8 protein-coding genes are annotated in these 7,914 nt (G+C 66.9%); 2 read left to right on the top strand and 6 right to left on the bottom strand.

Translation table 11 applies throughout. The features are described 5' to 3' along the window. The 6 genes from lptA to JWP60_RS06335 all read right to left on the bottom strand — a co-directional run. Positions 1–561 (bottom strand): lipopolysaccharide transport periplasmic protein LptA (gene lptA / locus JWP60_RS06360; protein WP_299787950.1); only part of this gene is annotated, 561 nt, incomplete at its 3' end. Between the two features lie 109 nt (positions 562–670). Further along, entirely contained in the window at positions 671–1,321 is a 651-nt protein-coding gene (locus JWP60_RS06355) for a thiol:disulfide interchange protein DsbA/DsbL (protein ID WP_299787947.1), read from the bottom strand. A 70-nt stretch (positions 1,322–1,391) separates the two neighbouring features. Continuing rightward, positions 1,392–2,072, bottom strand: coding sequence for an SPOR domain-containing protein (locus JWP60_RS06350; RefSeq protein ID WP_299787944.1), 681 nt, complete (start codon positions 2,070–2,072; stop codon positions 1,392–1,394). 2 nt (positions 2,073–2,074) lie between these two features. Beyond that, a complete protein-coding gene (argS, locus tag JWP60_RS06345) occupies positions 2,075–3,748 on the bottom strand; it encodes an arginine--tRNA ligase (RefSeq protein ID WP_299787941.1) in 1,674 nt (557 codons plus the stop codon). A gap of 173 nt (positions 3,749–3,921) precedes the next feature. Further along, complete coding sequence (locus JWP60_RS06340) at positions 3,922–4,857, bottom strand: LysR family transcriptional regulator (RefSeq protein ID WP_299787938.1); 936 nt, start codon at positions 4,855–4,857, stop codon at positions 3,922–3,924. Between the two features lie 231 nt (positions 4,858–5,088). Beyond that, entirely contained in the window at positions 5,089–6,042 is a 954-nt protein-coding gene (locus tag JWP60_RS06335) for a Bug family tripartite tricarboxylate transporter substrate binding protein (protein WP_299787936.1), read from the bottom strand. Positions 6,043–6,152: 110 nt separating this feature from the next. On the opposite strand from JWP60_RS06335, the gene JWP60_RS06330 reads away from it, so the two are divergent. Together JWP60_RS06330 and JWP60_RS06325 are read left to right on the top strand one after the other, a co-directional pair. Next, positions 6,153–7,133 carry an amidohydrolase family protein gene (locus JWP60_RS06330; protein WP_299787933.1) on the top strand — a complete coding sequence of 327 codons (981 nt, stop codon included), beginning with the start codon at positions 6,153–6,155 and terminating at the stop codon, positions 7,131–7,133. Between the two features lie 82 nt (positions 7,134–7,215). Further along, the gene (locus JWP60_RS06325) at positions 7,216–7,914 is read left to right on the top strand and encodes a haloacid dehalogenase type II (protein ID WP_299787930.1); all 699 of its coding nucleotides are present in this window, start codon (positions 7,216–7,218) and stop codon (positions 7,912–7,914) included.

Raw genomic sequence — 7,914 nt, 5'->3', positions numbered from 1 at the left:
TGCGGCCGGCGCCGCGGCGTTCCCATGCGGGGCCAGGGTGGCGCGCACCCGGCCGCCCGGGTTGGAGGGAGAGGCCCCGGTGCCGCCCTCGACCACGAACTGGTCGCTGTTGTTGTCGTAGGTGATCACCGATCCGCTGGTCTCGTCGCTCAGCGTGGTGCCGCTCAGGCGGCGCATCTCGGCGCGGCCGATGAATTTCACCAGGTCCGCCTTGCCGTCGTATTCGATGGTGTCCGATTCGCCCTCGATGAATTCGTCGGCGCCTTCCCGCTTCTCGCGGAAGAAGGCTTTCTTGCCGGTGTCGGCCGTCACGGTGCCGGACTGGTAGCCCTCCGGGTCCTGGTGGACCACCATGCGGGCGCCGCGGATGACGATCGTGCCCTTGGTGACCACCACCTTGCCCGTGAAGACGCTGGTCTGGTGCAGGTCGTCATAGTGCAGGTTGTCGGCTTCCACGTTCATGGGCTTCATGCGGTCCGCCTTCTCCGCGTGGGCGGAAGCGGCGACGAGCGCCAGGGCGAGGGCAAGCGCGAACGAGAGGGTGGTCTTGGTGGTCTTCATGGGGCACGAATCTTGCTGCGGATTGTAGCGAGCCCAGAACGAAAAGCCCGCTCGCGCGGGCTTTTCCGGGTACGGCGCACGGAGATCCCGTGCGGATCGCCCATCCGTGTTATTTGGCCTTGCGGGCTTCGGCCACGAGATAGTCGACGACCTGCAGGGCGTGGTCCATGTTGCCCGCGAGGGTGCCGTCGGTGTAGTAGCGGCCGCCGACGCACAGGGCGGGTACGCCATCGACCTCGTACAGGTCCTGCAGCTGCTTGGCGCGGCGGGCCTTGGACGACACCGAGAAGGAGTTGTACAACTCCTGGAACTTGGCGGGGTCGACACCGTTCTTGGCCACGAAGGCGACGATGGTGTCTTCCCTGTTGGTCGGCTGGTGATTGACGTGGATCTCGTTGAAGATCTTGTCGTGCAGCTCGTCGACCTTGCCCATCGCTTCCAGCGCGTAGTACAGGCGCTGCTGCGGCGCGAAGTCGTCCCGGAAGGCGACCGGCACGCGGTGGAAGTACACGTCGGGCGGCAGCTTCTTCAGCCAGGCATTGAGCTTGGGTTCGAAGGCATTGCAGTGGGGGCAGCTGTACCAGAAGAACTCGATGACTTCGACCTTGCCGGCCGGCGCGTCACTGGGCACCTTCTTGTCCAGGACCCGGAAGTCCTTCCCCTCCTGCGGCGCCTTCGCCTGGGCGAAGCCCATGCCAGGCAGCACCAGGGCCGAGGTGCCCAGCACGCCCGCAGCGGCGGAAAACTCGCGTCGTTTCATTGCAATGTCACTCCTTGAAGAGGTTCTGAGCGGCAGGCTGCGGGATGGTTCCTCAGCAGGCCGCAAGCGGCTAGCGCTGCACCCGCACGAGGGCCGTGTCGAAGCCGCCGGAATCCAGCCTGTCCTTTTGCCGGTCGGCGTCGTCCTTGTTGCTGAAGGGGCCCACGCGCACGCGGAAGACCTGGCGGCCGGATTGTTCGCGCTCGGTCACCTTGGCCTCGATGCCCATGAGGGACAGCTTGGCGCGCTGCGCCTCGGCGTCCTCGGGCGTGCGGAAGGCGCCCGCCTGCACGAAGTAGAGGAAGGGATCGGCGCCACCGCTGCTGGTGCGCGCGGAAGCCAGGTCACCCAGCGGATCGGCCGGAGCCGGGCGGCCGGCCACGGCCGGAGCCTCGGGCGACTTTTCCCTGGGCTTCTCGGCTTCCCGGGCCGCTGGCGTTGCGGGCGCCAGCACCAGGGCCTCGGAAGCGGCCGGCGCGGGCGGCGTCGCCACTGCGGCAGAGGCCGGGATGCCCGGCGCGGGCGGCAGCGGCTTGGCCGGGTTCTTCCCGTACAGGGGCGCGTTCGGGTCCCAGTTCTGGTTCTTCCTCGACTCGGCGGCCTCCTGGTCCGCGGAGCGCCCCGAGCTCTTGTTGACGAAGGGGATCGGGACCTTGGTCACGTAGACCGCCACCGCGAGGGCGGCGGCGAGGCCGATCACCATCCCGATGATGATGCCGACAATGGTGTTGCCGCTTTGCTTTGGTTTCATGCTCACATCTTGGCCGGGGCACTGACGCCCAGCACAGCCAGCCCATTGTGCAACACCTGCGCGCAGGCGGCCACGAGCGCCAGGCGCGCCGTCTTGAGCTTCTCGTCGGCCACGAGGATGCGCTCGCTGTCGTAGTAGGAGTGGTACGCCGCGGCCAGCTCGCGCAGGTAGAAGGTCACGTCGTGGGGCGCGAAATCGGCCGCCGCCGCAGTGAGCATCTCGGGATAGCGGGCCACTTGCAGCATCAGGTTCTGCGCCGCGGGATGCTCCAGCGAGGACAGGTCGGCGCCCGCCAGCCGGCCCGGATCGCCGCCCCAGGCCGCCAGCACGGAGCAGATGCGCGCATGCGCATACTGGACGTAATACACAGGGTTGTCGTTGTTCTGCGCCAGAGCGAGGTCGACATCGAACACGTATTCGGTGTCGGGCTTTCGCGACAACAGGAAGAAACGCACCGCGTCCTTGCTGGTCCACTCGATCAGATCGCGCAGCGTCACGTAGCTGCCGGCGCGCTTGGAGATCTTCACCTCCTGGCCGCCGCGCATCACGCGCACCATGGTGTGCAGCACGTAATCGGGGTAGCCCTGGGGAATGCCGACGCCTGCCGCCTGCAGCCCGGCGCGCACCCGCGCGATGGTGCCGTGGTGGTCCGTGCCCTGGATGTTGACGACCTTGGTGAAGCCGCGCTCCCACTTGGTGATGTGGTACGCCACGTCCGGCACGAAGTACGTATACGAACCGTCGCCCTTGCGCATGACGCGGTCCTTGTCGTCCCCGTACTCGGTCGACTTGAGCCACAGCGCGCCATCCTGCTCGTAGGTCTTGCCGGCATCGCGCAGCCGCTGCACCACCGCATCCACCTTGCCGCTGGTGTAGAGGCTCGACTCGAGGTAGTACTGGTCGAAGCGCACGGCGAAGGCCTGCAGGTCCAGGTCCTGCTCGTGGCGCAGGTAGGCCACCGCGAACAGGCGCATGCCGTCCAGGTCCTGCGGGTCGCCGCTGGCGGTGAACTCGCGGTCGTCGGACTTCACCGTCTTGCCCGCGAGGAAATCGTCCGCGATGTCCTGGATGTAGTCGCCGTTGTACGCAGCCTCGGGCCAGCCGGCGTCACCGGGCTTCAGGCCCCTGGCGCGCAGTTGCACCGAGGTGGCCAGCGTGTTGATCTGCACGCCGGCGTCGTTGTAATAGAACTCGCGGTGGACGTTCCAGCCCTGCGTGGCATACAGGTTGCACAGGGCATCGCCCAGCGCGCCCTGCCGGCCGTGGCCGACGTGCAAGGGCCCGGTGGGATTGGCGGAGACGTACTCCACCAGCACGCGCTGCCCGTGCAGGGGCTGCTGGCCGAAGCCCGCGCCGCTGGCCAGCACCTCGCGCACGACCTCCTGCTTGGCCGCGCTCTTCAGGCGGATGTTGAGGAAGCCCGGCCCGGCGATCTCGATCGCGTCCACCCAGCGCTGGAAGGCCGGCGTGGCCAGCAGTGCCTCGCGCAGGGACTCGGCCAGCTGTCGCGGATTGCGCTTGAGCGGCTTGGCCATTTGCATGGCCGCGGTACAGGCGAAGTCGCCATGCGACGCGACCTTGGGACTTTCGAACGCGGCCTTCTCACCGGCCCCCGGGGACAGCTGTTCCAGCCCGGACGCCAGCGCGGCGAGCAGTTCTTGTTTCGCTTGGAGCATGGGGGGATTTTACGGGGGGTGTCTTGGCGCGCAGAAAAGCCAACAACCGGACGCAGAAGACGCAAAAGTTTCGCAGAAGACGCGGAAGAGATCGGAGATTGCCTCCAGTTTCCATTGCGTGTTCTGCGGCTTCTCAGCGTGCATGTGCAGCTAGGCGAGGATGGCTTCGAGGCTCATGACGGGGTGGCGGCCGCCATCCAGAAATGCGGCTGGGCGTAGTGGTGTTTCAGGAAGTCGATCCACAGCCGCACCCGCAAAGGCAGGTGCTTGCGCTGCGGAAACACGGCATAGATCCCGTTCGCCGGGGCTGCATAGGCCGCGAGCACTTCGACCAGGCGGCCATCGGCGATCTCCTGGTCCACCTCCCAGGTGCTGCGCCAGGCGATGCCCCAGCCCTGCAGGCACCAGTCGTGCAGCACCTGGCCGTCGGAGCAGTCGAGCGGGCCCATCGGCTTGAGATGCACGAGTTCGCCCTCGCCATGGCGCCCGGGCTGCAGGAACGCCCAGCCGCGCGTCTGCGACGCATCGCTGGAGAGCGTGAGGCAATCGAATTTCACGAGATCCGACGGGTTCTCGGGCGTGCCATGGCGCTTCAGGTAGGCCGGCGTCGCGACGCAGAGGCGCCGGTTGTCCGCCAGCCGCACGCTCACCAGCGAGGAATCCGGGAAGTCGCCCACGCGCACGGCGCAGTCGAAGCCTTCGCCCGCCACATCCACCACGCGGTCGCTCAGGTTCAGCGAGATCGTGACGTCGCCGTGCAGCGCTCGAAACTTGGGCACCAGCGGCGCGACGTGGCGCCGGCCGAAGCCCGCGGGCGCCGTGATGCGCAGGTGACCGCTGGCCTTCACCCCGCCGGCACTGACGCTCGCCTCGGCGTTGCCCAGGTCGGCCAGCAGCCGCTGGCAGTCTTCGAGGAAGGCGCTGCCCTCGTGCGTGAGGGCGATGCGCCGCGTGGTGCGCACCAGCAGCTTCACGCCCAGCCGCTCCTCCAGCGCATCGAGCCGCCGGCCCATGATGGCGGGCGCCACTCCCTCGGCGCGCGCCGCCGCCGTCAGGCTGCCCTTGGTGGCGACTGAAACAAAGGATTCGAGCTGCTTGAGCTTGTCCATGCGGCGGGCATTATGCACGCGCAGGTCACGAATGGCGGGGTGTCAGGGGTTGATTGCGGTGCGCGATCAGGCAATCTTTGAACGCAGAAGTCGCAGAAGCTACGCAGAAGACGCAGAAGAAAAACCTTTGAAGGATGTCCTTCTGCGTTTTCTGCGTCACTTCTGCGTTTTCTGCGTTCGAAAATGCTTCCGCTAGCACGGCGCCAACACGGCGACCGACAAGCGCCCCGACTACTCCGCCTTGAACCCCGACGCCTTGATCGGCCCCTCCCAGCGCTTCAGGTGCGCCGCCTGCGTGGCAGCCAGCGCCGCCGCCGACGCGTGGGCCGGGACCAGGCCGAAGGCGTAGATCTTTTCCTGGATCACCGGGTCGTTCAGCGCCTCGGCCACCGCACGGTCGATGCGGTTCACCACGTCGGTCGGCACGCCGGGCGGACCGTACAGGCCGAAGTAGGCATCGGCCGCCATGTCGATGCCCTGCTCCTTGAGCGTCGGCACCTCGGGCAGGGCCCTGGAACGCTGTTCGCCGGTGACGGCCAGGATGCGCACCTTGCCGGCCTTGTGGTATTCGAGGGTCTCGGAAGCGGTGTCGACCATCAGTGGCACCTGCCCCCCGATCAGGTCCTGCGCCGCCGGCGCGCCGCCGCGATAAGGCACGTGCGTGAGCTTCACGCCCGCGGCCTGCGACAGCAGCATGCCGGCGAAGTGCGGCACGGTGCCGGCGCCCGAGGTCGCGTAGTTCGCCTTGCCCGGGTTGGCCTTCATCCAGGCCAGCACGGTCTTCAGGTCACCCGGGGGCGCGCCCGGGCCGACGGTGACCGCGAAGTCGAAGGTGACGATGCGCGAGATCGGCGTGAAGTCCTTGATCGGGTCGTAGCCGATGTTGCTGTAGATCCAGGGCGCGATCACCATCGCGCCACTCGGGGTCAGCACCAGGGTCTGGCCGTCCGGCGCGGCGCGCTTCAGTTCGTTCAACACCAGCCGGCCGGCGGCGCCCGGCTTGTTGTCGACGATCACGTTCTGCCCCAGCGAGACGCGCATCTTCTCGGCGATCAGCCGCGCGATCACGTCGGCGGAGCCGCCGGGCGAAAAGCCGACCAGGATCCTCATCGTGCGGTCCTGCGCCAGGACGGCCGGGGCGGCGAGCGCGGCCCCGGCGAGGGCGGCGAAGTGGCGGCGTTTCATGGGGTGTCTCCTCGATTCGCGATCATTTAACATGTTAAACAGTAGCCCAGAGCCATGGTCCGGGCCATCCGGACCCACCCTGAGCGCACCACCAAGAAGGAGACAAGCGCATGACGGTCATCGACGTGCACACGCACATGTTCACCACCAGGTGGCTCGAGTTGCTGCGCGACAAGAGCGGCATCTACAACATCAAGACCCGCCCGGACGGCCAGCGCGAGATCTTTCGCGGCGACACGCCGGTGGTGCTGCCGCAAAAGGGCCACTTCGACTGGGAACTGCGCATCGCGCACATGAACGAGGCGAAGATCGACGTCTCCGTCGTGTCCCTCACCTGCCCCAACGTCTATTGGGGCGGCGAGGAGGTCAGCGTGCAGGCCGCGCGTGAGGCCAACGACAACGTGGCGGATGCGCAGTCGCGCCATCCCGATCGCATCCGCTGGTTCGCCTCGCTGCCCTGGGAGTATCCGCAACGGGCCCTCGAGGAACTGGAGCGCAGTTGCGCCAAGGGTGCCGTGGGCGTGATGGTGCTGGCCAACGTGGCGGGCAAGAGCCTCACCGACCCGATGTTCGCGCCGATCTGGCGCGCGATCGACCGCCGCAAGCTGCCGGTCCTGGTGCACCCCACCGATCCGCCCGGCGTCGACGCCATGGACATGACCAAGTTCGACCTGTCCTGGTCGGTCGGCTTCATGTTCGACACCACGCTGGCGCTCACGCGGATGATCTTCGAGGGCTTCTTCGACCAGTACCCCGATCTCAAGATCATCGCCTCGCACGGCGGCGGCACGCTGCCCTATCTGGTGGGCCGGTTCGAGAAGGGCGACGCGGTGGAGCTGCCTGCGCGCCGGCAGATGCAGCGCAAGCCCACCGACTACCTGCGCCACATCTACTACGACAGCATCACCTACGACCCGCGTTCGCTGCAGTACCTAGTGTCCATCGTGGGGGCCGAGCACGTGATGCTGGGGACGGACTGGCCGCACTGGGTGCACGACACCAAGGGCGCCTTCGCCAACACGGCCGCGTTGCCGGAAGCAGACATGCAAGCGATCCGATCTCGCAATGCGATACGCGTTTTTGGGTTCTGAAGCGGATTAGCTAGATTACAGTCACGGATTCCGATCTTTTGCTTGCATTAATGACGAGCAAAGTTCGGAATAAAGTACCGCCATGGATCAACCCCGGGCGGTGCTTTTCGACGCGTATGGAACGCTGTTCGACGTCTACAGCGTCGGCCTGCTGGCGGAACAACTGTTCCCCGGGCAGGGCCAGGCGCTCTCCGTGCTCTGGCGCGACAAGCAGATCGAATACACGCGGCTGGTCACCACCAGCAACGACGGCGCGCACTACCAGCCGTTCTGGGAGCTGACCCGTGCGGGCCTGAGATATGCATGCAAACGGCTCGGCCTCCAGCTCACGGCCGAACGCGAGCAGCAATTGATGAATGAATACCGGCACCTCTCGGCCTTCCCCGAGAACCGCGAGGTGCTGCAGGAACTGCGGGCGCGCGAGGTCACCACCGGCATCCTCTCCAACGGCGACCCGCAGATGCTGGGCGTCGCCGTGCGCAGCGCCGGACTCGAGGGCCTGCTCGATCACGTGCTGAGCGTGGACACGGTGCGCAAGTACAAGACGCACCCCGACGCGTATCGCCTCGGCACGCAGGCCACGAAAAAAACGGCGGGCCAGATCCTGTTCGTGAGCTGCAACGCCTGGGACGCCTTGGGCGCCACCTGGTTCGGTTATCGCACGCTCTGGGTCAACCGCTACCAGCTGCCCTTCGAGGAGCTGGGGCCGCAGCCCACCCGCATCGGCACCACGCTGCGCGACGTGCTCGCCTTCTTCGATTCGCAATACCAGGAGCTTTGA

Origin of the sequence: Ramlibacter sp. (assembly GCF_028291745.1) — a bacterium.
Lineage (GTDB): Bacteria > Pseudomonadota > Gammaproteobacteria > Burkholderiales > Burkholderiaceae_C > Ramlibacter.
This window is presented reverse-complemented; position numbering and strand designations above follow the sequence as displayed.

Coding starts and splice junctions, on each gene's coding strand:
- JWP60_RS06355 (WP_299787947.1), bottom strand. CDS start 1,321: ATGAAACGACGCGAGTTTTCCGCCGCTGCGGGCGTGCTGGGCACCTCG.
- JWP60_RS06350 (WP_299787944.1), bottom strand. CDS start 2,072: ATGAAACCAAAGCAAAGCGGCAACACCATTGTCGGCATCATCATCGGG.
- argS (WP_299787941.1), bottom strand. CDS start 3,748: ATGCTCCAAGCGAAACAAGAACTGCTCGCCGCGCTGGCGTCCGGGCTG.
- JWP60_RS06340 (WP_299787938.1), bottom strand. CDS start 4,857: ATGGACAAGCTCAAGCAGCTCGAATCCTTTGTTTCAGTCGCCACCAAG.
- JWP60_RS06335 (WP_299787936.1), bottom strand. CDS start 6,042: ATGAAACGCCGCCACTTCGCCGCCCTCGCCGGGGCCGCGCTCGCCGCC.
- JWP60_RS06330 (WP_299787933.1), top strand. CDS start 6,153: ATGACGGTCATCGACGTGCACACGCACATGTTCACCACCAGGTGGCTC.
- JWP60_RS06325 (WP_299787930.1), top strand. CDS start 7,216: ATGGATCAACCCCGGGCGGTGCTTTTCGACGCGTATGGAACGCTGTTC.